Raw genomic sequence first — 22,784 nt, forward strand, 5'->3', positions numbered from 1 at the left:
CTCTGAAGCTGAGTAGTTACCAGATGCTTTTCAAGCGCGAAATCGCTCCACGGGATGAGGCCCCTTCAGTTCTTGCCGGTAATCCTTGCCCTTGTCCCGAACATGCTTCGCAATCACATCCTCGCTGGGCACGCCTCCCGCATTCACGATTTCCTGGTACATATGATAATTCGAGTTCTTTGGAACCTGATCGCCGGGAACGAATTCCGTTCCCTGCGCATTGAAATCAGCCTGCTCCGCAAGAATGTGGCGGACATAGTCGACATTCGACTCGAAGAGCAGCGGGGCCGGCAGCTGCTTCGGAAGCATGGATTCCGGGTCCATGCGCATCATTTTCTTCATCAGCTCGCTGGCAAGCCGGAGATGCTCGATTTCCATGGCCAAGTGCAACTCCCATATCTTCTTGACCTGAGGATCAGGTTCCTGCTCCATCATGGAATAATAGAGCCAGCATTCGTTGTATTCATGCATCACCAGCTTCTCGAACCAGCTTTCTCGGGGATCAGCCAGGGATGCGTAATGGGTCACATGCTGCTCCTCGATCTGGGCGATTTCCAGATAGAGACCGCGGCCCAGCATCTCTTCCGGCCGATTCCCTACGTTCATGTAGAAATTCATGGTCTGCTGCTCCGCGGCGGTAATTGTCAGCACATGCAGCTTGGTCAACGGATCCGCTGTTTTGGAATCGTAGTGCTTGCGCACATCATCGCCGGGATGGCGATGCTCCAGCATGGTGGGTCGCCCGACCGTTATCTCGGTGTATTTTCCGGTTATTTCCTCCGCAGCCTTGCCCTGCACCATATTCAGAAGATTCGCGTATCGATACAGATGATCGAAATCCTCCAGCAAGGCGAAATCCAGGGCTGCCTTGACATACGGATCGGGCTCGGTACGGGCCAGAAACGCCGTCAGATCCACGGCAACCTGCTCATATCCGATGGTCACTTCCAGGACGCTTTCATTACCGGGAATCAGCCAGTTGATGGCCTTTTGCTGCTGTTGTTCCACTCGCCTGGTCATGGCCAACATCTGGTTTGTGGCCATGTCCGGGGAGTGTCGTGAAAATTGATGGCTGAAAATAATGCCTTCCACCTCGATTCCATTCATGAATATGCCCCTGGTCCGACTGTAGGGATGGACGCTCTGCTTGTCATAGGGTTTCACATTCAGTTCGGACCAATTCCTGAGTTGCTTCTCGAGAGGAATTCCTTTTTCCTGTAAAGGGTTGAAGCTCATGACAAACCTCCATATTCGGGATTGCCCACATTAGATGGTTAAGACAGAATGTAAGTGTCACTCAACGAAGGTCCGCCATACATCCGTTGAACTCCCTATCCAGCTTGCGTGGGCTACGTACGTGGAAACAGTCTTTTCCGTATTTTGTTTCTACTTGGCGCGAATAGAAATGCATTCATGCTCCAGGGACGGGTTCTGGTGTCCTTGCAGAAGAGGGCATAAAAAAATCCACCTTCCCGATGTACGGGATGGTGGATTTTGTGTCTCGTGATGATGGTCGATATTCTTACGGTTCTCGCAAAAACCTGCCGGTCGCGGATTCCGGATTCGCCTGGATCTCTTCCGGGGTGCCCATGGCCACGATTTGGCCTCCGGCTTCGCCGCCGCCGGGACCTAAATCTATGACGTAGTCCGCGGCCCGCACGACATCCAGGTTATGTTCGATAACCACCACGGAAGCGCCTTTGTCCACCAGTTTCTGCAGCACCTGGATCAGCTTGCCGGTTTCATGCATGTGCAGTCCGGTGGTGGGTTCGTCCAGGATGTACAAGGCGCCGGGCAGACTGCGTTTGCCCAGCTCGCGGGAAATCTTGATCCGCTGCGCCTCGCCGCCGGACAAGGTGGTGGCCGGCTGCCCCAGGCGCAGGTATTCCAGACCCACTTCCTGAAGCACTTCCAGACGGCGCTCAAGGGCCGTATAGTTGGTGAAGAATTGCCGCGCCTCGGCCACGGTCAGATCCAGAACCTGGGCGATGTTCAGTCCCTTGTACTCGATGCCCAGGGTTTCCCTGTTGTAGCGTTTCCCGTTGCAGACTTCGCAGGTCACGAACACGTCCGGCAGGAAATGCATCTCCACGCGAATCTGGCCGTCGCCCTGGCAGGCCTCGCACCGACCGCCGGATACGTTGAAGCTGAAACGTCCCGGCGAGTAGCCGCGTTTGCGGGAATCGACGGTCGTGGCGAAAATCTTGCGGATCTCGTCGAACACCTTGGTGTATGTGGCCGGATTGGAACGGGGAGTTCGACCGATGGGCGTCTGGTCGATGGCAATGATCTTTTCCACCTGCTCCAGCCCTTCAATGCCGTTGATCTTCCCCGGCGAGTCCACCTTGATGCCCTGGGCCAGAGCAATGTGCTTGTACAATGAATCCACGACCAGGGAACTCTTGCCGGAACCGGACACTCCGGTCACGCAGACCAGGCTTTTCAAAGGGATGGTGCAATCCAGATTCCGGAGATTATTGGTGCGCACACCGCGCAGCACGAGCCTGTTTCCGGCCGGCCGTCGCTTTTCCGGAGGGTGAATCACCAGATCGCCCCGCAGATACTTGCCGGTCAGGGAATCCTGATGACCGAGCAACCCTTGCACATTCCCGCCAAAAACAAGATGCCCGCCCAGCGCGCCGGAGCCCGGTCCCAGCTCCAGGACATGATCCGCGGCCCGGATGGTGGCCTCGTCGTGTTCCACGACCAACACGGTATTGCCCCGGGTCTGCAGATCCCGCAACGAGGCCAGCAGTCGGGCATTGTCGCGGGGGTGCAGGCCGATGCTCGGCTCATCCAGAACATAGGTCACCCCCACCAGCCCCGATCCCAATTGTCCGGCCAGCCGGATGCGCTGGGCTTCACCGCCGGACAATGTCGACATGGTCCGGGCCAGGCTCAAATAATCCAGGCCGACCCGGACCAGGAAATCCAGGCGGTGGGTCAATTCCTTGAGCAGCGGGCCGGCGATGAATTCCTGCTGTCCGGCAAAACTCTGTTCACGAAGCCACTCCAGCGCCCTGACCACCGGCATGCTGCAGAATTCGAATATGTTCAGATTGCCGACCCGGGCAGCAAGCGCCTCGGGCTTCAATCGTGCCCCAGAGCAAGTGGGGCAGGGACGATTTTGACGGAAACGGGACAACTCGTCTCGCCATACCGGACCGAGAACCTGGTGTCCCCGGTCCAGGAGCGGCACGACGCCTTCCCATGCGACCAGCACATCCCCTTGAAACAGGGCATCCCATGCCTGCGCCGACAATTCGGCCAAAGGCGTATCCAAGGTGAATCCAAGCCGTTCGCCCAGCTGCTGCAAGCTTTGCTCGTACCGCGCCAAGGCCGCGGGTTTGCGCCAGGGGATGACGCCGCCCTGACGCAGACTCAAGCCCTTGTTCGGCGCCAGCAGATCAGGTTCGAAATACTCCACGCTGCCGATTCCGGAACAGGTCGGGCAAGCGCCTTGAGGACTGTTGAAGGAAAACAGCTGGGGCGTGAGCGGCGGCAAACTGATGTCGCACTGCGTGCAGACCGAGGTGGTGCTGAAGACCATTTCCTGACCACCCACGATCTGGATGGAAATCCGTCCTTTGCCGTGCTTGAGGGCCAATTCCAGGGAATCCGCCAACCTGTTGCGGATATCCGGCCCGGCAACCAGTCGGTCCACGACAAGTTCCAGAGTGTGTCGCTGGTTTTTGGTGATCTCCGGCAGCGGATCCAGGGGCGTCACCTCGCCATCCACCCGAACCCGGACAAAGCCCTGGGCCTTCAGCTTGCGCATCAAATCCTGCTGCGTACCCTTCTGGTTTTCCACCAGGGGCGCCAGGAGCAGAAACCGCGTCTTGTCCGGCAGCGACAACACGGAATCGATGATTTCATCCTGACTCCGGGCCTCAATGGCCTGTCCGCATTTGGGACAGCTCATCCTGCCCAGACGGGCGTAGAAGACCCGCAGATAGTCGTAGACCTCGGTCACCGTGCCCACGGTGGAACGAGGATTGCGGGTCAATGTCTGCTGTTCCAGGGAGATGGCCGGGGACAACCCCTCGATCTTGTCCACCTGGGGCTTGTCCAGTTGGGGCAGGAACTGGCGGGCGTAGGCGGACAAGGATTCCACATAGCGCCGCTGCCCCTCGGCATAAATAATATCAAAGGCCAGAGTGGACTTGCCCGACCCGGAAGGCCCGCAGACCACAACCAGCTTGTCCCTGGGAATATCCAGGGAAAGGTCCTTCAGGTTGTGATGCCGGGCGCCTTCAATGTGAATTACTGTTTCGGCCATAATGAAAAGAAAAAGGCCCGGTGAGGGGCCTTGGAGTGATATTGTGATTGAAGCATACTTGAAGGCAAAGCATATAATTGCTCAAAAGCCTATGGCAAGTATGACTATCGCAGGCATAACAAGCTTGGTGAATCACCAAGTATAAGTCATTCCGGCGAAGGCGGAAATCCAGTCGCTACGGAGCTTTTTGGAAATGCCCAGCCTTTTTTCAGCAGTACTTCAAAAGCTAGTAATTTCTCGATGCTCTGGTCAGCCTCTCCTGGATACCGGCTTTCGCCGGTATGACTTTAATGGCAATGCACAACTATTTATGAGTCATTCCGACGAAAGTCGGAATCCAATTTTTTTCTCGGTATTCGAGTTCAAAACTTATTAAACAGTCCCAAAGCTGTTAAACAAATGAACGGACAAACAAGTCCGCGATGGCTTTCTTGCCGTTTTCTTCCAGAAATCGGGTTCCGGTTCCGGTAAAGTGCGTGTGGCCGATGACAGGTGCGTCCTGGGGTTTCCATTCCGCCTGCTCCCAACGGAACCAGCCATTCTTGGCCTGATCGTAGACAAACAGCGGCTTGTTGCAGATCTTCGCGAATTCAGCTCCCCAGCCCGTGCCGCCCTTGACGGTGTTGTCGTCCTGGATCGTGCCGACGACATAGATCTCCATGCCATTGTTGACCTGGTACCAGATGGTCTGGAGCACTTTGCGCATGATCGGCGCATTGGAATAGGTTCTGTTCAGCAGACGGGATACATACGTCATGCTCACGTCCCCGCGGCTCAGTTCCTCCTGGGTCAGGACCCGAATGCCCCGGGTTCGTGCGATCTGATGCCCTTCAAAAGTGAAGTTGACTTCGGCAACGCCGTACTTCTCAGCCAGCGCTCCGAATTCCGTCTCGGCCCCCGTGGCCCCGCCGCTGTACAGAATGCAGTCCTGTGCATTGATGTTCATGGAGTTCTCCTTTTTCCAGTCAATAGTATGGGGAATTTTCGGCTCGCCGGGAACCGATTCAAAACGCCAGATCCAGTACAACGCCGACGAACAGCAAGGCGGCAACAGCACCGTTGAGGGTGAAAAACGACATGTTCAAGCGACTCAGGTCCCCGGGCGAAACAATACGGTGTTCCATGTAAAGCACCGCGCCAACCACGGCCCAGGCCAGGAAATAAATCCATCCCAGGGATGCCGCAAACCCGGCCAGGAGAAAAAACAAGGCTGCCTGGACATGGCTGAATCTGGAAAGAATAAAGGCAGTCTCCAATCCGAAGGCGGCCGGTACGGAGTGCAAGGCATGTGATTTGTCGAAGTCGGCATCCTGGGCCGCGTACAGGATGTCGAACCCTGCCACCCAGAACAGGACGCCGAAGAACAGAAGGAATGCCGGCAAGGTGAACTGGGGATCAAAGGCGATCCACCCGGCGATGGGCGCCAAACCAAGGACGGAGCCCAGAAAATAATGGCAGAGCCAAGTGAATCGTTTGGTCAGGCTGTAGGCCGCGGACCAGACCAGGGCCGGTCCGGACAAGATCAGGCACAAGGTGTTCAGGCCGGCACAGGCAAGCACGAACAGCATCGCCGTGACCAGGCAGAAAACCGCGGTGAAGCGGACGCTCAGTTCCCCGGTCACCAAGGGACGCGCCTGGGTCCGCGGATTCAAACGATCAAACCGCAGATCAAGAATCCGATTCATGGCCATGGCAAAGGACCGGATCATGACCATGGCCAAGGTCAGCAACAGAAAAACCCGCCACCCCGGCCATCCCCCGGCAGCCAGAAAGGCACCGGTATAGGCGAAGGGCAGGGCAAAAATCGAGTGCTCGATCTTGACCATGTTCAGGACAAGACGAGTCCGTTGGAGGAGATCCGTCATGGAGTTCTTTCGGCTGACAATTCAGGTTTGTTCATAGGCAGGCTATGGTTTCATCCAGGCAGGCAATGGTTTGCCCGTAGCTTTTGAGTACAAGACCTCAGGAGTAATTTCAATGATATTTCGCCAGCTTACAACACCAATCTCATGATTAACATAAAAATCCTTGAAAAATTCCTCATCCTGAATCGCTCAAAAACACCCTGCTGATCGAGGTAAGGAAGAAAATCAACAACACCTGACTTTCCATCTTCAAAGGCAAGCTCAATACGATAGTTTCCCCTATATACAGCGGAAATAACATCCTTGCTCATGGAAACACTCCTAGGCTAAGGGTGCAATTCTTTGAAGTTCCCTATTCTGAACGGCAAGTTCCCAATTTTTCATCAGTTCTTCCTGATGCTGAGAAGCCCACTCAATGACCATCCCTAATGCACGAGAAGGAAGTTTAGTAACTGCTCAAAAACTCCGGTCGATGAAGTTCCCTTGTGCAGGTATACCCATCAACGCGGAGTTTCGTGACCAAGCTACTGGGGCCATGCTCCAGCCGAAACTTTGCCCTGAGTGCGTTACACCGTTGCCGCACTGGGGTGCGGCGCTCCCAGGGTTTATCCCGTTGAATGCCACAAGTTTTTGAGCAGTTACGAAGTTTACCATCAAAAACCTGTAAAGTATGAATATCCAACACAATTTTGTATTCACCAGAACGAGCGTGAAAATGAGGTGGATTATGCTCATTATGAAACATCGCTATAATGATTCCATAAAAACGAGCGACTCCAGGCATAGCCATACCCCGTCACTGAACGATAACCCGTAAGAAACGCTTCTTCCCTACCTTCAGCACATGCTCCCCTGCTTCCAGCACCTGCTCCGGGTCGTGGATCTTTTCGCCGTTGACGGTGCAGGCCCCCTGGCGGCAGAGGCGTTTGGCCTCGGCCCGGGACGGGCAGAGGCCGGCGGCGTCCATGATTGCCAGGAGCCGACTTTCCGGACCGCCGGCCGCATGGAATAGGTCCATGTCGTCCGGGTTTTCCTTTTTGGCGAAAACCCGCTCGAAACCTTCCTGGGCTTCCCGGGCCTGCTGTGCGCCGTGAAAGCGGGTCGTCAGTTCCAGGGCCAGGCCGACCTTGGCCTGCTTGGGATGCAGCCGGCCCTGTTCCACATCTTCGCGCAGGGCGGAAATGCGATCCAGGGACAAGTCCGACAGCAGCTCATAATACCGCCACATCAACTGGTCCGAAACGGACATCAGCTTGCCGAACATGTCGCCGGGCGGTTCTTCAATCCCGATATAGTTCCCCAGGGACTTGCTCATCTTCTGCACGCCGTCAAGGCCCTCGAGAATCGGCACGGTCAGGATCACCTGGGGCTCCTGAGCATAGTTGCGCTGCAGGGTGCGGCCCATGAGCAGGTTGAATTTCTGGTCCGTTCCGCCCATCTCCACATCCGCGCGCAAGGCCACGGAATCATAGCCCTGAACCAAGGGATACAGAAATTCATGGACCGCAATGGGTTTGCCGGATGCGTAACGGTTCGAGAAATCCTCCCGCTCCAACATCCGGGCCACGGTGTAGTGCGAACACAAACGGACAAAGTCCGCGGAACTGAAGGAGTCCATCCAGTGGGAATTGAAGGCTACCGTGGTCTTCTCGGGGTCGAGAATCTTGAACACCTGTCGCTTGTAGGTCTCGGCATTGGCCAGAACGGCTTCCCGGGTCAGGGTCTTTCGGGTTTCGGATTTTCCGGAGGGATCACCGATCATGCCCGTGAAATCACCGATCAAAAAAATCACGTCATGGCCTTGTTCCTGAAAGTGCTTCAGTTTCTGGATCAAGACCGTATGCCCGAGATGGATGTCCGGCGCGGTGGGATCAAATCCGGCCTTGACGCGCAACGGTCTGCCGCGAGCAATCTTCGTCTTCAGCTCTTCCAGGTCAATGATCTCAACGGTGCCGCGCTGGATCTGCTCCAATTCGGGTTCGGTTACAACCCTGACCGGGTTTTGCTCTTTGGAATTCATTACATCGCCTTTTTGTTGTCCGAAAAAAGGAGTAGACACACGACTGCCTCTACTTGGCGTATCCCACGGCTCTTCGCTCCCGGATCACGGTGACGCGAATCTGTCCGGGATAGGTCAGGTTCTGCTCAATCTTCTTGGTCAGGTCGTTGCAAAGCAAAAACGTCTTGTCGTCGTCCACCAGGTCCGATTCGACAACCACGCGCAACTCACGTCCAGCCTGAATGGCGAATGCCTTGGACACGCCTTCCATGTCCGTGGCCATGCCTTCCAGATCCTCCAGACGCTTCACATAGTTTTCCAGCAGTTCCTTGCGTGCTCCGGGCCGTGCTCCGGACAGGCTGTCCGCGGCCTGAACCAGGACGGCAAGAATGCTTTTGGGAGGAACTTCCTCATGGTGCGCGGCAATGGCATGCACGATATCCTTCCCCTCGCCGTGCTTCTTGGCCAAGTCCGCGCCAATGGTGGCATGAGGGCCTTCGACTTCGTGGTCCACGGCCTTGCCGATGTCATGCAACAACCCGGCGCGCTTGGCCTTCTTGACGTCCAGATTCAGCTCAGCGGCCATAATCCCGCAGACAAATGCGACTTCCAGGGAGTGCTGCAGGACGTTCTGGGAAAAACTGGTCCGGTAGCGAAGCTGTCCGAGCAGGCGGATGATCTCAGGATGGATGCCATGCACTCCCACGTCAAAGGTGGCCTGTTCGCCCCATTCCCGGAGCTTGACGTCCAATTCCTGCTCGACCTTCTTGACGATGTCCTCTATCCGGGCCGGATGGATTCTCCCGTCGCTGATCAATCGCTCCAGGGACTGCTTGGCGATCTCCCGGCGCAAGGGGCTATAGGCCGAGAGAATCACCGTCTCCGGCGTGTCGTCAATGATCAGGTCCACGCCGGTAGCGGCTTCCAGGGCCCTGATATTGCGGCCTTCACGGCCGATGATCCGCCCCTTCATGTCGTCGCTGGGCAAGGCTACAGAGGAGACGGTCTGCTCGGCCACGAAATCCCCCGCGTAACGCTGAATGGCGGTGGCGAGAATCTCCTTGGCTTTTCTGTCCGCTGTCTCCCGGGTTTCACTTTCAATCTGCCGAATGGTCTTGGCCGACTCATGGCGGGCCTGACTTTCAATTTCTTCCATCAGCCGTTTCTTGGCTTCTTCCACGGTCAGACCGGAAATTTCCTGCAACCGCTTTTGCTGCGTTTCAGTCAGTTCGACCAGTCGTTCTTCCTGAATGGCAAAATCCCGCTCGCGTTGAATGAGATTCTTTTCGAGATGGACGATGTCACTTTCCTTCTGTGAAATTTTTTCCAGCTTGTGTTCCAGCCGTTCTTCCTTTTCCAGAAGCCGGGATTCCTGCTTTTTCAATTCATGTTCCCGGTCACGATAATCCTGTTCCTGCTCTTTCTTCCGACGAAAAATTTCATCCTGGGCTTGCAGCAGATACTCTTTTTTTTGGACCTGAGCTTCCTTGCGGGCTTCTTCAAGGATCTTGCTCGCCAGTTGTTCAGATTCTTTGAGTTTCGTTCCGGAGATGTGTCGTTGGCCCAGATGCACGAGCCCACCTCCGACCGCTACCCCCAAAAGGAATACCAATACCGACCATATTGTCATGGGATTCTCCCCTTAACCAAAATCATGTCACCCATCACAGGAATGGGCCGCACAAGCGCAATCCCCACCAATCATCGAGGACGAAAATCACCCCCATGCGCTTCAGCACGGTGTATATTCATCAGGGAGCATAAAAACGCCGGATCGGAATTGATTTCGGCCGGGGAGAGTACTGGAGGATGTGACGAATCGATACGTGAACTTACTTGAAGAAATATCGAAGCAACAAAAATTGGTATTTATTGAAAAAACCCCGAAAGGCCGTGTCATGAGCTTCTTTGAACCTTGCTTGGCAAGGTGGGCGCCACTATCCGGACTCAGGCTCCCCAGAGTGAACTGGGTCTGCACACCATCCGGTTGGAAGCGGCTCCCGAAGGATCTATATTGGCTCAAAAAAGTAATCGATGATCACGAACCTTCCAGGGTGGTAACTATTCCGATTGTCTATCAATATTCCCGGCAGTATCGTTTCGTTCGATCCGGTGAAGCAATGTTTCCAGCTTTGTCTCCAACTGCCCTAATTTTTTGCATGTCAGGAGATAATCATCCGCTAAGCCCAGCGCCAAAAATGCCAGGAGCTTTTCTCTACTCATGTGCTTGCCCTGGGTTTTCAAGACGGCAAACCGTTCTTCAAGCAGCTTTCGTGCTGCAGCAACTTGAGCCTGATCCACATCTGCCTTAAATGCCAGTTCCAGGCCCAAGACGGATACGGTATGACTGGGCATGCGCAAATTATATAGACACTTCTTGGATTTTCTTCAAGAGGCTGTCAATACGGTCCAGAACTTCCTGTTTTTGACCTTTTTCTGCATTCAGTTCTTCTTGGAGTCGAACATTTTCGGCTTCCACATTACGAATCCGCTCCAGCAGTCTTTCAATTTTTTCTTCAAACTGAGTGAGTATGTCCATGACTCTTTCTTATCCTGGAACGTCTCAAATGATCAAGAAAATTATCCGAAAAAAGGAATCCGGCTTGGCCTATGAACGATGTCCGATAATGTAATTATTCAATATAATCGGGCAATCCAACATTGAAGGTATCTTTTCAGCAAAACGCTGTTGCCGTTATTGGCATCGGAACCGGAGTGTCAATACCAGTGTCGGTACTCTTAAGCGATACCATCTGGAGCATCCAGTGCTTTCGAAACCGGTTCCGAACCCGACCCCTATTACCGCAGGAAAAGCGTAGAACAGAACGTATGTTCAACCGTCACCTTGAAGAACGCCAGGAACGGTTGCCGAGAGCGCCGGCGAAAAACGGTTCCCTATTCCTTGGGCTTTCGATCATAACATTGCTGCTTGCCTCGTGCAACAACCAGACTGCCATCCGGAACGTCTTTCGTAATCACGGATCCCGCTCCAACCAGGGAATTCGCACCAACCTTCACCGGCGCAACCAAAGCGGTATTGCTGCCGATGAACGCACCGGGACCGATCTCGGTAAGATGCTTTTGTTTCCCATCGTAGTTGCAGGTAATGGTTCCAGCGCCGATATTCGCGTCAGAACCGACAACAGCGTCCCCAAGATAGCTCAAATGGCCGGCTTTGGCATTCTTGCCGAGGGTCGCCTTTTTCATCTCCACGAAATTTCCGATCCTGGCCTGATCTTCCAGAACCGCGTCCGGCCGCAAACGAGCAAAGGGCCCGGCAACGCAATCGTCATGCAAGGTCGCACCTTCAAGATGCGAGAAACACCGGACAACGCTTCGCGGGCCGATGCGGGAATTTCTGATCCAGGTGTTGGACTCCACCACGGCGCCCTTGGCGACATGCGAGGCTCCGTAGATTTCACAGGGCCCAAAAATCTCGGCTCCCGGCTCCACAACGACTCGCGCCCCGATCCGCGCCGCGCCAGGGTTGTGGATGGTCACACCGGATTGCAGCATTCGCTGAACAATTCGCCGGCGCAAGGCATCTTCGGAGGCGGCTAGTTCCAGAGGACTGTTCACGCCCATGAAGGCAGGAACGTCCTGGGCATCCATGGCTTCGACATGCAAGCCTTCGGCAACGGCCAGGTCAACAAGGTCGGTCAGGTAATATTCCTGTTGGCGATTATTCGCCGATATCCGTGAAAGAAGCGGCCCCATGGTCGCAACGCGCAAAAGATAGACCCCGGCATTGACTTCACCGGTGGGTGGGCCATGAAGTTTTTCGTCAAAATCCTTGGCCTCCACGATGCCCTTGACGACACCTGACACATCGCGCAGGACACGGCCATAGGATTGCGGATCAGCCAGGGTCAGCGTGATGAAACCCAGATCGCACTTGCTCTGAGCCAGGCTTTCACAAAAATCGCGCAGCACATCGCCGTCAATCAACGGCGTATCACCGTTGACCACCAGACACCATTCGGATCCGCCCTCCAGCACATCCGGCCAACCACACAGCACGGCGTGCCCCGTGCCCAGTTGTTGGTCCTGAAGCACGAATGGCTCCGCGGGGAACAGGTCGCGGATCATGTCCGCCCGGTGACCAATGATCGTCCGCAATCCATCACCGGCCAGAGGCCGAACAGCTTCCAGCACATACCACAACATGGGCTCACCCAGCAGTGTGTGCAGTACTTTTGGCTTGTCGGAATGCATCCGCGTTCCCTTGCCCGCCGCGAGAACAAGAGCTGAAAGAGACCGGCTGGACTTCATGGCTATCCTTTTTTGATCTGATGATCCGCCACCAAAAGCCAACGGATCAGATTGAAAATATCACGACTGGCATGGTTTCCCACCTCCAGCCCCTTTTTGTTTTTTATACTTCCCCTCTCCATGAATCAACCGATCTGCGATTGCTGAAAACTGGGGCCTGCCGCACCCCGGCGCGGCAGGATCCCAAGCCGGTTAGAAAGCACCTACCGATTTCGACGGCGACAAACCAAAAACCAGAGCAACTAAAAGCTCACCTAGTGAAAACAACCCCTGCCCGACTTCGCGGTTATGCCTGGTCTGGAGACGGAAAAAAAGTCATTCCCGCGAAGGCGGAAATCCAGGTCATGCTTGTCTCAAGTTTGTGCTAAGCTAAACTCTTCCTGCTCTAAAGCTGAGCAGTTACAAATCAGACATGGCAACGGCAATTTTTCCAAAACTGACTTGGCTACACGCCACATCTTGATGCGCCAAATACTGCGCCAACTCGGTCATCTACCTTCTGGCCTTGCATAGCGAAACGTGCCGCACTGGGGTGCAGTGCTCCCAGGCGTAGATGTGCCAGTTATGAGGAACAATTGCGACACGCGAAAAGCAGGCTGGAAGTACCCTGCTGCACAAAAAAAGCCGGGGCGTGAGCCCCGGCTTCCATGTGGCGAAAAGGGAAGGAAGAGTGTTCTTTAGAACCGGTAGATGAAACCGCCGGACACTTTCCAGGCGCTGTCCTTGGCCAGGTCGCTGCGACCGCTGCCGCTGGTCAGGTCGTCCAGATCCAGCTTGCCCCAGCCCAGTTCCAGACGTGCGACCAGGTTTTCATAGATCTGGTAATTGCTGTCAAAGGTGACTTCGTAGTACTTGTCATCCGAGGTGAACAGCTGAGCATTGGCGGTGTCGTTGGTGCCCTTGGCATACAAGAAGATCAGGTCATGGCTCAGGCGATCGATGAAGCTGATGTCGCCGAGCTTGGCGCCCAGAGCCCACATGCCCAGGGTGCCTTCAACGGCCCAGTAGCTGTCCAAGGGGGTGGCGCCGGGCAGGCCGGCGATAAAGGAGCGCAGGATGCCGTCCACGCCGCCGCCGAAGGAGGAGCCGGTCATACCGAAAGCGGTGGGAGCCCAGGAGGCGCCGTCGGTGCCGATGGTGGGCATACGCTTGCTGTCGCCGCCGCGGGAGTACTTGGAGTCTTCACCACTTTCATACAGGAAGAACAACTCGGGAGTCATCATGGGCATGCGGTACTGCACGGCCAGGTCGGCGATGAATCCGGAGAACTTGCGATCGTCGGTGAGCTTCACATGACCGTAGTTGAAGTCACCGAAGAAAACAATGGGATCCAGCATGTCAACTGTAAAGTTCAAGCCGGCAAACCACTGATTGGCATTCCTGAAAGGATTGGGCTGAACGCCGGCGCCAAAAGTATCGTTCAGGAAATCCTTGCCCCAGCGAGCATACACGGCAAAGGGATTCAAGGTCACGCCATCAAGGGAGATGGGCAGAACAGCAGCAAAGACGTCGACTTCGTCTTCAATCTTGGTTTCAAAAGTTCCCTGGGTGACATCGTAAGGACGAGCCCATGCAACGGTCAAGCCCATCATTTCATTGAAGGGAATGATAGCGGCCAGAGCAGCAACGTCGGCGGACAGGATGTGGGAACCGTAGGTGCTGGGCAGGGCAAAACCCTGGATACCAGCCTTGATGGCGGCTCCGGTTCCGGGAACGTTGAACTGGATGAAGGCGTTCTTGGTTGCGACGTTCACGCCGTCAGCATTCAAGGCACCGCCCCTCGCGTTACCAGCGCCGCCGGCGCCACCGCCACCCCAGGTCAGGTTGCCGATTTCGAGGTGCAATACGCCCTTCAGGTTTTCGCTGGCGACAAATTCGAACAGGGTGCGCATACGCTGAACTGCCCGAAACTTGTCAACTTCGGAATCGCTGTCAAATGAATCGGCGTTCTTCAGGTAATTGAAGTTCACCCGCCAGGTGCCCTTTGCCTGAATTTCCACGGCCTGGGCCATGCCCACGGTGCCGAGGATAAAAGCGGCCATGATGGCCAGAGTCAATAATCTTTTCATACCTTCCTCCTTTTGCAGTCCAATTGAACAATTCCTTCCACATTTGCCGCCACACTTCACCGATGAAAACCCCCTTCATCGGCTGGAAAACTTTCTACGTTTACCCGGAAGATCTTGTCAAGAAAAAAAACCATTTTTTTGACGGAAAATAAAATTTTTTTAACCCGCCAAAAAATTGAACTGCCTCGGACTGTTTAAATCCGCCACTGCACAGGTTTTTTACAATGTGCACAATCCCATACACGCCATCATTCTATCGTGCTCAGTGCTACCGAAACAATTTGCACTGCATATCTCGCCTTGGCGATCAAGAGGACAATCGAGATGATGGCGTTCCACCTCAATACCGCGCCAACCTTGAGTAACCGCGAGGGGAGCCCCTACGGGGCCTTGATATAGGATGACCGGGTGTGCTTCAATTTCCGGCTGTTCACCTCCCCTCGTGGGGGTGCGCCCTTGCGGTCGCCAAAGCTACCGCTTCTCCCGACGATAATATCCGATTCCGATGGACACGTAGTGCAATCCGGAAATTATCGAGACAATGGCGACAGTGACCACAAGGAGTTGAACCAATCCGGCCAGCGGAAGTCCGAGGGAGTAGGTTCCCAGAACAAAAACAACCAAAGCAACCTGGCAGCATGTGTTCAATTTTCCCAGTACCGTCGGTCGGATGCGGTTGCGCACGTCCACGCCGCTGAGCTGCAGCAGGGCCAATCCGCCGAGAATGACAAATTCCCGGCTGATCACCAGCACCGCCAGCCAGCTTCCGATCAGGCCGACAATGCCCAGGCAAACATACGCCGTTACCAGCAGCAGCTTGTCCGCAATCGGATCCAGCACCGCTCCCAGCCGGGTTCCCTGATTCAGCCCCCTGGCCAGGTAGCCATCCAGAGCATCGCTCAACCCGGCGATCAGAAAAAGGGCCAACGCGACGCCGAATCGTTCCGTGATGAACATCATCACGAAAACAGGCACCAGAATGATCCGGCCGACCGTGATCAGGTTGGGAATGTTCCAGTTTCCGACAGGGGACATCCGGCTATCGCTTCATGTTCACATGCTGCAGCGGCACGTCGAAATCCTGTTCGTCCATCAGCTTGATCACGGCCTGGAGATCATCGATCTGCTTGCCCGTGACCCGGACCTGTTCGTCCTGGATCGCAGCCTGGACCTTGATTTTTTGCGCCTTGATCAGCTTGACGATCTTCTGGGCCGTATCCTTGGAAATGCCTTCCCTGATCTGCACGTCCATCTTCACCCGGCCCTGGCTGGTTGCCTCCAGCTCCTTGAACTCCATGCATTTCGGATCCAGCTTCCGCCTTGTGAAGTGCGCCTTGAGCAATTCCTCGATGGCCCGCATCTTCATCTCGTCACCGGTGACCACATGCAGAACCTTGTCCTTGCGGTTCAGTTCCAGGTCCGTTTTCACGTTCCGGAAATCAAAGCGGGTATCCAGTTCCTTGCGTACATTGTTCACGGCGTTGTCCACTTCTTGCAGATCGACCTTGCTGACAATATCAAATGACGGCATATTTTCCTCCTCGATTTTTCTATCCGCGGATTTTTATTCCTGCTCATTTCATGGGATGGTTCATTCGACCAAAAACTGGTTGACACTTTTTTTGGATGGTTTTTTCTATCGCTCCCACGCTCCAGCGTGGGAACGTAGCCTTGGGCGCTCCAGCGCCCCGTTTCAGCTCGAAGTGAGCAGTCAATTCCCACCAGCCAAAGCTCTCGGAAGCAGTTTCACTTAGTGAATGTGCCAAAAGGTCAAGATTATCAACGGGCAGCGTTTCACCGGAGTTGAATTCTCGACGCTGGAGCGTCGGGAGCTGCATTCCCACGCTGGAGCGTGGGAACGATCGAAATGGAAATCCTCGTCCCCTGAGGGCAGCTTCTACTCAAGTGTCAACCAGTTCTGAACCATCCCCATTTCATTATGTAGATAGCATGAATGTCCAAATACGCTATCTTCCCTGGGAGCTTCGCACCCTAGTGCGGCACGTGTTGTCAAGCAACCGACGAGTTCGGGCATGAACCTGTGCTCGGCGGATCATCGGCGGGACATTTCCTTCTGCGTGAAATACGTGCCGCACTGGGGTGCGGCGCTCCTCGTGGGGGCCGCCGTCTGAGACGCCTGACCAGGATAGTGACGCTCCAGAGTCCGGCACTCTCTCACTTGTGGAAAATCGCGTGCCTGCCCTTCTTTCGCCACCGTTTCCAGGGTGCGTTGAGCGCACCTCCGGAATAGACGGTTCCAGCCCATTTATCGTGCAATATTCTGTTGAAGACCACCATGTCGTTGAGTACGGCCCGGACCTGCAACGACTGCATTTCCGCGCAGACCTGCTCCAGAAGCAGGGTCACGTCTTCAAGGCTCCCGCCGATGACGCCGCAGTTGAGCACGGGCTTGTCGTTCAGCTCCTCGAATCGTCGCCCGTAGACCTGATCAAAATGCTTGAGCATCCAGGGATTGTTGCCGATCCGCGTATCCTCCGCTCCCAGGAACAGGCGATAGGCGCGACGTTTCGCCAGATGCTCCCGCTGGTTTCGCCACCAGCCCGCCAGCCCTTCCGGGGACAGAAAGGGATCCTGCTCCCATCCTGCGGAACAGCGGGCGGCATCGACCAACCCGGTCAGGTCCAGATAATTCCAAAAACTCCGTTTCGCGATAAGCCGGAACGGATCACAGCGAAACCAGGCATCCGCGACATCGACGATAAAGACATGCCGGGTAAGGTTCGCCTGATTCCCCTTCAGATAATCTCGAAACAGAAAAAACCGCTCATCACCGGCAGTGAAATCACCCGGATGCACGCGCTGGAATCGAAAGCTTCCGCCCCGGGCAGTCCCGCCCAACGTGGCGAACCATTGCTCGTATTTGGCTGCAAAAGCCTCGCTGAGATGGTCGTGCAGTAGAACGCCATGCAACCCCAGTCGGCAGATTGAATGATACCAGCCCGCAAAATAATCAAAGGAGGACGCGGTTACGGCCTGACCATGCTGGGGATGGCGTTTCCCGGCAAAATAAGCGCCCAGGATCACGTTTTCGGGACTTGAATCGTTTCGGTGCTTGGCCATCAGCTAACGCGGGCTTTGCCCGCAATCCAGTTATCAGTTATCAGTTATTTGTTATTTGTTATCGTTTATTTGTTATCTGGATTTTCCTGATAACTGATAACAAATAACTGATAACAATTTCTAGTTTTTTTGACTCAAGGAGTCAGCGCAGACCGACAATTCCCCGGCGACCAAGTTCCTTGATGAATGCCGTCACGGACAATTCCGCTTCCTTGGGCTGCAAACCATATTCAGCGATGAACGCGTCAATGATGTCCCGGACCGTGTTCGACCCGTTGATCATGCTCCAGGCCATACCGCCCATTTCGTCCAGTTCCAGCTTTTTGGTCATGGGCCTGCCGTCCCATTTGCCCAGCTTCTGGGCCCACTTCCCGAACCACGGCTTGAGAGTCAGGGGATAGCTCAGGCGGATGATGCCGTTGGGTTGCCTCTCCTCCAGCACGTCCTTGTTGCGCACGGGCCGCAAGGCCAGGGCCTCCTTGCGTGTTTTCGGCTCAGGACTGCGCGCAGACTTCTCTGTGTCGTCAGACGATCCCATAGGTTTGGTCTATCTCCTGAAAGACATTCAATTCCGCAACTCGCGCGTTCAGCAGAAACACGGCCAGGATCATCTGCCCGTCCCGGGAAAGCCGCACGCATGCCCTGCTTCCCCGATGCAGGATCCGACCCGGCAACTGCTGCCAGCGAACCTCGGCGACGTTTGGCCTGCCGTCCACCGGCTTCAGGGATGCAAGCTCCTTGGCAAAATATCCCTCGGCCCATTCCCGCAGCCCTGCTCCGCGAAGCACCGCCCGAGCCGGGCCGACCCGTTCCAGCACCAGCCTGGTGGCGTTTTTCCATCCTCTGCCCCGGAATTCCAACCGATATCTGCCGGGGTTGAAGGTATGACGCATCAGCTCCAGCCAGGACGGGGTCCGGAAGCGGATACCAAAAACCTGCCAGGGAAGCCACTGCTCCGGCTCAGGAGAACGCAGGCTGAGCAGCACTCGGGCGGCATCCTCCTTGATGGACCCTGTTCCGGTCTCATAGAACTGGATCAGCCAGGCCATGTTCGGAACAGGATTATAGATCAGCGCCCCTCGCCCTGCTGTGATGTTTTGCGATGACATTTCCTCTGTCCGCAGATCCGACGACCTCCAGAAGATCGGTTGCACGTTGAATCCGTGCTCCTCAAGCCGGGATACGGTCTCCGTCCATTGTTCCGGGACAGGCGGGGTCCGTGCATCGTTTTCGCCGATGAACAATTCCGCCCCCTGCACTCCCTTGGTCAGCTTGCGGATGGTTTTTGCAACGGAAAAACGGCCCTGGATCGGCTGCCATTTGACCTCCATGACGGGTACGTCCCCTGCCTCGGCCAGAAGATATCTGCCGTCAAGCACGGAAGGCGTCCAGTCCGTCGGAGTCTGCAACAGCAATCCGTTCCAGTTCAAGGGAACGAGCTGCTCGGTGAATTCGAAGGAGGAATCAGGCATGGCCGACCAAGCGGATTGCCGCTTCAATGGGGAACAAAATCTTCCAGGTTCCTTATTTGCATGGTTTCCGCATCGATTGGGATACTCTCGCGAACCAACTGGCGTTCCCAGCACGCCCGTTGCTCCTCCCAGAGAGTCAAGTGGGTCATCTTGATGGAAACGCCGGGTCGCATGTCGTCGAGTTTGCTGTGCATCAAAATGACTTCCACCGTCTCTTTCTCATCGCCCAGCAGCCACAGCCAGGCCTGAATGGTTCTGAAGTGATCGCCCGCCCATTGGTCCGGCCGACCCCAGCGCTCCCTGTACAATCGATTCAGATCCCTGAACAACTGCTCATCGCGATCCACGAACTTCAGCTTCATGCGCGTCACCAGCTTCCGGTCACCGCAAACCGAGTAGCTCAACGAGCCACCTCGCACGCCGGGAATGGCGCCGGGCTTGAGCTTGACTTCCTTCATGAACAGGACATCCGGCAATTCGGTCGCCGTATCCTGGTGCAGCAAATCCCAATAGGAATCCATCTCCGTTCCCAGCTCGATTCCGGCCAGGGTCTTGAAAGCATCGGCTTGAACAGGACAGCAGAACAACAGAAATGCCGAGAAGATAAGGGTCGTTACCTTCATGTCGACCTCCTTGCAACTTGCCCGAAAAAACATCACTCTTGCAGTGAATGCCATGAACAAGATTACCGTATCTATACAAAAGATCCGTAATTGAAATGCCCTGTAATTCACCTGGATTCCGGCTCCCACCAGGCGGATTCGTGATCCAAGCTACAGGAGCCACGCTCCAGCCGAAACTCGGCTCTGTGTGCGTTACTCCGCTGCCGCACTGGGGTGCGGCGCTCCCAGGATTTATCCCTTTTATTGCCGCAAGGTCTTGAGCAGTAATTTCAGCCTTATCAGGACACGAAGATGCAAACGCACCCACGGTCCAACCCGGCGCCTTCTCCCGCTGAGCGATTCTCCGGCAACATCCGGGCCTTTGTCCACTATGTTTTCGCGCTCATGGTCATGACCCTCTACGGGGGACAGGTCTGACCGTTCATCGATGCGCTTCCGGTCTGGAAGCTCGGCCTGATGATCCTGATCCCCTTGTCCGCCGCCTATGTGTTGCGTTTGTTCCTGAATCGGCTTCTCGTTGATGCGCTCCCCCCGCTGGATCGTTCCAGACGCCAGTTTCAGATTGAACTTGCCCTGCTGGTCGGCGTCGGGCTGACCGTGGCCCTGTACAGCACGGTGGTCATGCAATTTCCCTTCGTACACAGCGGTCTGAAACTGGTCCTGGGCTTTCTGACTCTGGGCCTGTTCCAGTCCGTGGACCTGGCCCTGCAACGAGAGCGTAGCGTCATCCTCCAGGCCAAGGCTCTGGGTTACGGTCATGCCCCGCCGGCCAAGCTGTTTTCGCTTACGCGCCGTTTCCTCATGTTGACGATCCTGATGGCCTTTCTGGTTTCCGGCATATTGATCCTGATTATTGTGAACGATCTTCGCTGGCTGAGCATGGGAGCCATGTTGCAGGAGAACATTCTCTTTTTGGTCCGAGCGGTCATCGTGGAAATAGTTTTCGTCATGAGCGTTCTTCTTGCGTTGATCATCAATCTGATTGTTTCTTATGCAAAAAACCTGAAACTGCTTTTGGACAATCAAACCTCTGTCCTGGAACGGATCAGTCACGGCGACCTGAGCGACTATGTTCCCGCTGTAACGAATGATGAACTGGGCTTCATCGCCGGCCATACCAACCGTATGCTGGAGGGACTGCGGGAGCACCTGGAAATGACCCGCGGCATGGAAGTCGCCCGGCAGATCCAGTCCGACCTGCTGCCTTTTTCCGCTCCGGAAATACCCGGATTGGATCTGGCCGGAACCAGCATCCCCACGGATGCGGTCACGGGAGATTATTTCGACTATTTCCGCACCCGGGATGAGAAACAACTGGCCGTGCTGATCGGGGACGTCAGCGGTCATGGCGTCGGATCGGCCCTGATCATGGCTTCGGTCCGCTCCATGATCCGCCTGCGCACGGCGCTCCCCGGATCGCTGGCCGAGGTCATGGCGGACGTGAACCATCTGATGGTGGAGGACAATTTCGGAACCGGCCGGTTCATGACCCTGTTCTGCCTGATGATTGACACCTCGTCGTTCAGCCTGCGCTGGGTGGGGGCGGGGCATGATCCGGCCCTGCTCTACAGTCCGGCAAACGACAGCTTCATTGATTTGCCCGGTTCCGGCCTGCCCCTGGGCATTCGGGAGGGCAACTCCTATCAGGTGTCCGCCCGGGACATCCTCCTGCCGGGCGAAATCATCGTCCTGGGCACGGATGGAATATGGGAGACCACGAATCAGGAGGGGGAACAATTCGGAAAAGATCGATTACGGCAAATCATTCGCGCCCATGCCGCCGGCACGGCGCAAAGTATTGTCGAGCAGGTGGTCAAATCCGCCTCCGTGTTCAGCGACGGCGAGTTGAAAGATGACCTGACCCTGGTCGTCGTCAAGGCCCTGAACCCGGAAAGTGCCAAATGAACCTGGGAACGCGGGGCTCCGCACCCGCACCTCAAACATCGCGAGCGCAGAGCCTCGCGTTCCCGGCAAAACCACCCGTTAATATAGGAATACTATCATAAATCCGGAATGCTCAAAAAAGCGGGCGATTCGATTTCCTGTGCAAGGATTCACCGCCAGCTCGTAGTTTCGTGATCCAGCTCCTGGGGCCAAGCTCCAGCCGGGACTTGACCCTGAATACGTTACTCCGTTGCCGCACTGGGGTGCGGCGCTCCCAGGATTTACTCCGTTGATTGCCGTGAGTTATTAGTTACAAAAATCCGCATTGTTAAAGCATATGGAACAAGGTTCCGGCTGAAGTGTACCGTATAAACTGAGTGGTAATCCGCTAAGCAAAAATCAATCCCGCAATTCCTCAAAGGCCGCTTCACAGTCCGCATACATGGCAAAGATTTCATTGTATCCGGAAATATCGAAAATTTCCTGAATGTAGTCCTTGAGTCCGCAAATCGCGATCCGGCCGTTGACTGCTTGCAGGCGCTGGTAGCCCATGACCAGAACGCGCAATCCGGAACTGTTGATGTAATCCAACAGTTGGCAATCAAAAACCAGTTTTGTCGCGCCCTGATCCAGATTTTTTTGCACTCGCTCCTCGAAAGCCTGGGCCTCATCCCCGTCCAACTTGCCCACCAAAGTGAACATCACGATCCCAAATCGTTTGTTTTCCTTAATTTCCATCCCTTATTCTCCACTCGGCGGCAGCGGCATCCGAACAGGGTTGTGACATTTTTCAGCATCACAAAGACTGTCTAAATCCTTTTCCATGGTCAAGAAATTACGGCCGTCTTCATACCGATAGTCAATCGAGTTCATTATCGATTTGACAAGATGCACGCCCATGCCTCCCACACATCGTTTCCGTTCCAGGAGGGGCTTGTCCAATTCCGGTTCCGATATGTCCGCAACGGGATTGAACGGTCGGGCGTTGTCGCGCACCTCAAGGCGGGCCTGCTGTTCGTTAATTTCCACCGTCACATCGATCTCATGCGCATCCGTGGATTGATACCCGTACTGCAAAATGTTGGTGATGATTTCGTCCAGTGAGAGGGTAATTTGATACACGCACTTGTCGGACCATCCTTGTTCGGAGCCCAGATTCCGAAGCGTGTCGGCCAATTCGGCCATGCTGCCCTGGAAATTGGTTAACTTATAGTTTTTCCGGATCATTGCCTTTCTTTCC

At 55.2% G+C, this 22,784-nt stretch carries 23 protein-coding genes, 1 other RNA gene and 1 pseudogene; 3 read left to right on the plus strand and 22 right to left on the minus strand.

Going from position 1 to position 22,784, the window contains the following annotated elements; translation table 11 throughout:
- Positions 1-30: 30 nt before the first annotated feature.
- The 13 genes and pseudogenes from ACYQ15_RS10155 to glmU all read right to left on the minus strand — a co-directional run bounded on the left by ACYQ15_RS10155 (position 31) and on the right by glmU (position 12,415).
- Positions 31-1,236, minus strand: coding sequence for a hypothetical protein (locus tag ACYQ15_RS10155; protein WP_459937397.1), 1,206 nt, complete (start codon positions 1,234-1,236; stop codon positions 31-33).
- 286 nt (positions 1,237-1,522) lie between these two features.
- Complete coding sequence (gene uvrA / locus ACYQ15_RS10160) at positions 1,523-4,279, minus strand: excinuclease ABC subunit UvrA (RefSeq protein ID WP_459937398.1); 2,757 nt, start codon at positions 4,277-4,279, stop codon at positions 1,523-1,525.
- A 391-nt stretch (positions 4,280-4,670) separates the two neighbouring features.
- Positions 4,671-5,225: a hypothetical protein gene (locus ACYQ15_RS10165; protein ID WP_459937399.1), complete on the minus strand. Its 555-nt coding sequence runs from the start codon at positions 5,223-5,225 to the stop codon at positions 4,671-4,673.
- A 58-nt stretch (positions 5,226-5,283) separates the two neighbouring features.
- Positions 5,284-6,144 carry a 4-hydroxybenzoate octaprenyltransferase gene (locus ACYQ15_RS10170; protein WP_459937400.1) on the minus strand — a complete coding sequence of 287 codons (861 nt, stop codon included), beginning with the start codon at positions 6,142-6,144 and terminating at the stop codon, positions 5,284-5,286.
- 128 nt (positions 6,145-6,272) lie between these two features.
- Complete coding sequence (locus ACYQ15_RS10175; RefSeq protein ID WP_459937401.1) at positions 6,273-6,455, minus strand: DUF2442 domain-containing protein; 183 nt, start codon at positions 6,453-6,455, stop codon at positions 6,273-6,275.
- Between the two features lie 10 nt (positions 6,456-6,465).
- A pseudogene (locus ACYQ15_RS10180) lies at positions 6,466-6,579 on the minus strand (DUF4160 domain-containing protein); the annotation flags it as partial.
- Between the two features lie 10 nt (positions 6,580-6,589).
- A complete protein-coding gene (locus tag ACYQ15_RS10185) occupies positions 6,590-6,934 on the minus strand; it encodes a DUF4160 domain-containing protein (protein ID WP_459937402.1) in 345 nt (114 codons plus the stop codon).
- A gap of 6 nt (positions 6,935-6,940) precedes the next feature.
- Complete coding sequence (tyrS, locus tag ACYQ15_RS10190) at positions 6,941-8,164, minus strand: tyrosine--tRNA ligase (protein ID WP_459937403.1); 1,224 nt, start codon at positions 8,162-8,164, stop codon at positions 6,941-6,943.
- 49 nt (positions 8,165-8,213) lie between these two features.
- Complete coding sequence (rny, locus tag ACYQ15_RS10195) at positions 8,214-9,773, minus strand: ribonuclease Y (RefSeq protein WP_459937404.1); 1,560 nt, start codon at positions 9,771-9,773, stop codon at positions 8,214-8,216.
- 246 nt (positions 9,774-10,019) lie between these two features.
- A non-coding RNA gene (gene ssrS, locus ACYQ15_RS10200) (6S RNA) lies at positions 10,020-10,202 on the minus strand.
- Between the two features lie 2 nt (positions 10,203-10,204).
- Positions 10,205-10,498 (minus strand): cell division protein ZapA, encoded by a 294-nt coding sequence (zapA, locus tag ACYQ15_RS10205; protein WP_459937405.1) that lies wholly within the window; start codon positions 10,496-10,498, stop codon positions 10,205-10,207.
- Positions 10,499-10,505: 7 nt separating this feature from the next.
- Positions 10,506-10,682 (minus strand): hypothetical protein, encoded by a 177-nt coding sequence (locus ACYQ15_RS10210; protein ID WP_459937406.1) that lies wholly within the window; start codon positions 10,680-10,682, stop codon positions 10,506-10,508.
- A 356-nt stretch (positions 10,683-11,038) separates the two neighbouring features.
- Entirely contained in the window at positions 11,039-12,415 is a 1,377-nt protein-coding gene (glmU, locus tag ACYQ15_RS10215; protein ID WP_459937407.1) for a bifunctional UDP-N-acetylglucosamine diphosphorylase/glucosamine-1-phosphate N-acetyltransferase GlmU, read from the minus strand.
- Between the two features lie 20 nt (positions 12,416-12,435).
- Between glmU and ACYQ15_RS10220 the strand changes: the two genes are divergently transcribed.
- Positions 12,436-12,783: a hypothetical protein gene (locus tag ACYQ15_RS10220; protein ID WP_459937408.1), complete on the plus strand. Its 348-nt coding sequence runs from the start codon at positions 12,436-12,438 to the stop codon at positions 12,781-12,783.
- A gap of 309 nt (positions 12,784-13,092) precedes the next feature.
- Here ACYQ15_RS10220 and ACYQ15_RS10225 read toward each other — a convergent pair whose 3' ends face one another.
- The 7 genes from ACYQ15_RS10225 to ACYQ15_RS10255 all read right to left on the minus strand — a co-directional run bounded on the left by ACYQ15_RS10225 (position 13,093) and on the right by ACYQ15_RS10255 (position 19,660).
- On the minus strand, positions 13,093-14,484 hold the full coding sequence (locus ACYQ15_RS10225) for an outer membrane homotrimeric porin (protein ID WP_459937409.1): 1,392 nt from the start codon (positions 14,482-14,484) through the stop codon (positions 13,093-13,095).
- Between the two features lie 471 nt (positions 14,485-14,955).
- Positions 14,956-15,519: a CDP-diacylglycerol--glycerol-3-phosphate 3-phosphatidyltransferase gene (gene pgsA, locus ACYQ15_RS10230; RefSeq protein ID WP_459937410.1), complete on the minus strand. Its 564-nt coding sequence runs from the start codon at positions 15,517-15,519 to the stop codon at positions 14,956-14,958.
- 4 nt (positions 15,520-15,523) lie between these two features.
- Complete coding sequence (locus tag ACYQ15_RS10235) at positions 15,524-16,015, minus strand: YajQ family cyclic di-GMP-binding protein (RefSeq protein ID WP_459937411.1); 492 nt, start codon at positions 16,013-16,015, stop codon at positions 15,524-15,526.
- A 644-nt stretch (positions 16,016-16,659) separates the two neighbouring features.
- On the minus strand, positions 16,660-17,565 hold the full coding sequence (locus tag ACYQ15_RS10240) for a hypothetical protein (protein WP_459937412.1): 906 nt from the start codon (positions 17,563-17,565) through the stop codon (positions 16,660-16,662).
- 142 nt (positions 17,566-17,707) lie between these two features.
- Positions 17,708-18,103, minus strand: a complete 396-nt coding sequence (locus tag ACYQ15_RS10245; RefSeq protein WP_459937413.1) for a PqqD family protein — start codon at positions 18,101-18,103, stop codon at positions 17,708-17,710.
- On the minus strand, positions 18,090-19,037 hold the full coding sequence (locus ACYQ15_RS10250; protein ID WP_459937414.1) for a hypothetical protein: 948 nt from the start codon (positions 19,035-19,037) through the stop codon (positions 18,090-18,092). Before ACYQ15_RS10250 ends, ACYQ15_RS10245 begins: the two co-directional genes overlap by 14 nt.
- Positions 19,038-19,060: 23 nt before the next feature.
- Positions 19,061-19,660 (minus strand): hypothetical protein, encoded by a 600-nt coding sequence (locus ACYQ15_RS10255; protein WP_459937415.1) that lies wholly within the window; start codon positions 19,658-19,660, stop codon positions 19,061-19,063.
- Between the two features lie 291 nt (positions 19,661-19,951).
- Here ACYQ15_RS10255 and ACYQ15_RS10260 point away from each other — a divergent pair, with 291 nt between their 5' ends.
- Positions 19,952-20,077 carry a hypothetical protein gene (locus ACYQ15_RS10260; protein ID WP_459937416.1) on the plus strand — a complete coding sequence of 42 codons (126 nt, stop codon included), beginning with the start codon at positions 19,952-19,954 and terminating at the stop codon, positions 20,075-20,077.
- Positions 20,078-20,083: 6 nt separating this feature from the next.
- Positions 20,084-21,565, plus strand: coding sequence for a PP2C family protein-serine/threonine phosphatase (locus ACYQ15_RS10265; protein ID WP_459939572.1), 1,482 nt, complete (start codon positions 20,084-20,086; stop codon positions 21,563-21,565).
- A 378-nt stretch (positions 21,566-21,943) separates the two neighbouring features.
- On the opposite strand, the gene ACYQ15_RS10270 is transcribed toward ACYQ15_RS10265, so the two are convergent.
- Both ACYQ15_RS10270 and ACYQ15_RS10275 read right to left on the minus strand, forming a co-directional pair.
- Positions 21,944-22,282: an STAS domain-containing protein gene (locus ACYQ15_RS10270; RefSeq protein ID WP_459937417.1), complete on the minus strand. Its 339-nt coding sequence runs from the start codon at positions 22,280-22,282 to the stop codon at positions 21,944-21,946.
- 3 nt (positions 22,283-22,285) lie between these two features.
- Complete coding sequence (locus tag ACYQ15_RS10275; protein WP_459937418.1) at positions 22,286-22,771, minus strand: ATP-binding protein; 486 nt, start codon at positions 22,769-22,771, stop codon at positions 22,286-22,288.
- Positions 22,772-22,784 lie beyond the last annotated feature (13 nt).

It is taken from the genome of Desulfonatronum parangueonense, assembly GCF_054656975.1.

Bases quoted from the DNA above. Each gene is read 5' to 3' on its own strand.
- ACYQ15_RS10270 (WP_459937417.1), bottom strand. From the start codon at position 22,282: ATGGAAATTAAGGAAAACAAACGATTTGGGATCGTGATGTTCACTTTG.
- ACYQ15_RS10255 (WP_459937415.1), bottom strand. From the start codon at position 19,660: ATGAAGGTAACGACCCTTATCTTCTCGGCATTTCTGTTGTTCTGCTGT.
- pgsA (WP_459937410.1), bottom strand. From the start codon at position 15,519: ATGTCCCCTGTCGGAAACTGGAACATTCCCAACCTGATCACGGTCGGC.
- ACYQ15_RS10245 (WP_459937413.1), bottom strand. From the start codon at position 18,103: ATGGGATCGTCTGACGACACAGAGAAGTCTGCGCGCAGTCCTGAGCCG.
- ACYQ15_RS10235 (WP_459937411.1), bottom strand. From the start codon at position 16,015: ATGCCGTCATTTGATATTGTCAGCAAGGTCGATCTGCAAGAAGTGGAC.
- ACYQ15_RS10250 (WP_459937414.1), bottom strand. From the start codon at position 19,037: ATGCCTGATTCCTCCTTCGAATTCACCGAGCAGCTCGTTCCCTTGAAC.
- ACYQ15_RS10275 (WP_459937418.1), bottom strand. From the start codon at position 22,771: ATGATCCGGAAAAACTATAAGTTAACCAATTTCCAGGGCAGCATGGCC.
- ACYQ15_RS10155 (WP_459937397.1), bottom strand. From the start codon at position 1,236: ATGAGCTTCAACCCTTTACAGGAAAAAGGAATTCCTCTCGAGAAGCAA.
- tyrS (WP_459937403.1), bottom strand. From the start codon at position 8,164: ATGAATTCCAAAGAGCAAAACCCGGTCAGGGTTGTAACCGAACCCGAA.
- ACYQ15_RS10240 (WP_459937412.1), bottom strand. From the start codon at position 17,565: ATGGCCAAGCACCGAAACGATTCAAGTCCCGAAAACGTGATCCTGGGC.
- rny (WP_459937404.1), bottom strand. From the start codon at position 9,773: ATGACAATATGGTCGGTATTGGTATTCCTTTTGGGGGTAGCGGTCGGA.
- ACYQ15_RS10220 (WP_459937408.1), top strand. From the start codon at position 12,436: ATGATCCGCCACCAAAAGCCAACGGATCAGATTGAAAATATCACGACT.
- ACYQ15_RS10175 (WP_459937401.1), bottom strand. From the start codon at position 6,455: ATGAGCAAGGATGTTATTTCCGCTGTATATAGGGGAAACTATCGTATT.
- uvrA (WP_459937398.1), bottom strand. From the start codon at position 4,279: ATGGCCGAAACAGTAATTCACATTGAAGGCGCCCGGCATCACAACCTG.
- zapA (WP_459937405.1), bottom strand. From the start codon at position 10,498: ATGCCCAGTCATACCGTATCCGTCTTGGGCCTGGAACTGGCATTTAAG.
- ACYQ15_RS10185 (WP_459937402.1), bottom strand. From the start codon at position 6,934: ATGGCTATGCCTGGAGTCGCTCGTTTTTATGGAATCATTATAGCGATG.
- ACYQ15_RS10210 (WP_459937406.1), bottom strand. From the start codon at position 10,682: ATGGACATACTCACTCAGTTTGAAGAAAAAATTGAAAGACTGCTGGAG.
- ACYQ15_RS10165 (WP_459937399.1), bottom strand. From the start codon at position 5,225: ATGAACATCAATGCACAGGACTGCATTCTGTACAGCGGCGGGGCCACG.
- ACYQ15_RS10170 (WP_459937400.1), bottom strand. From the start codon at position 6,144: ATGACGGATCTCCTCCAACGGACTCGTCTTGTCCTGAACATGGTCAAG.
- ACYQ15_RS10260 (WP_459937416.1), top strand. From the start codon at position 19,952: ATGCAAACGCACCCACGGTCCAACCCGGCGCCTTCTCCCGCTGAGCGA.
- ACYQ15_RS10225 (WP_459937409.1), bottom strand. From the start codon at position 14,484: ATGAAAAGATTATTGACTCTGGCCATCATGGCCGCTTTTATCCTCGGC.
- glmU (WP_459937407.1), bottom strand. From the start codon at position 12,415: ATGAAGTCCAGCCGGTCTCTTTCAGCTCTTGTTCTCGCGGCGGGCAAG.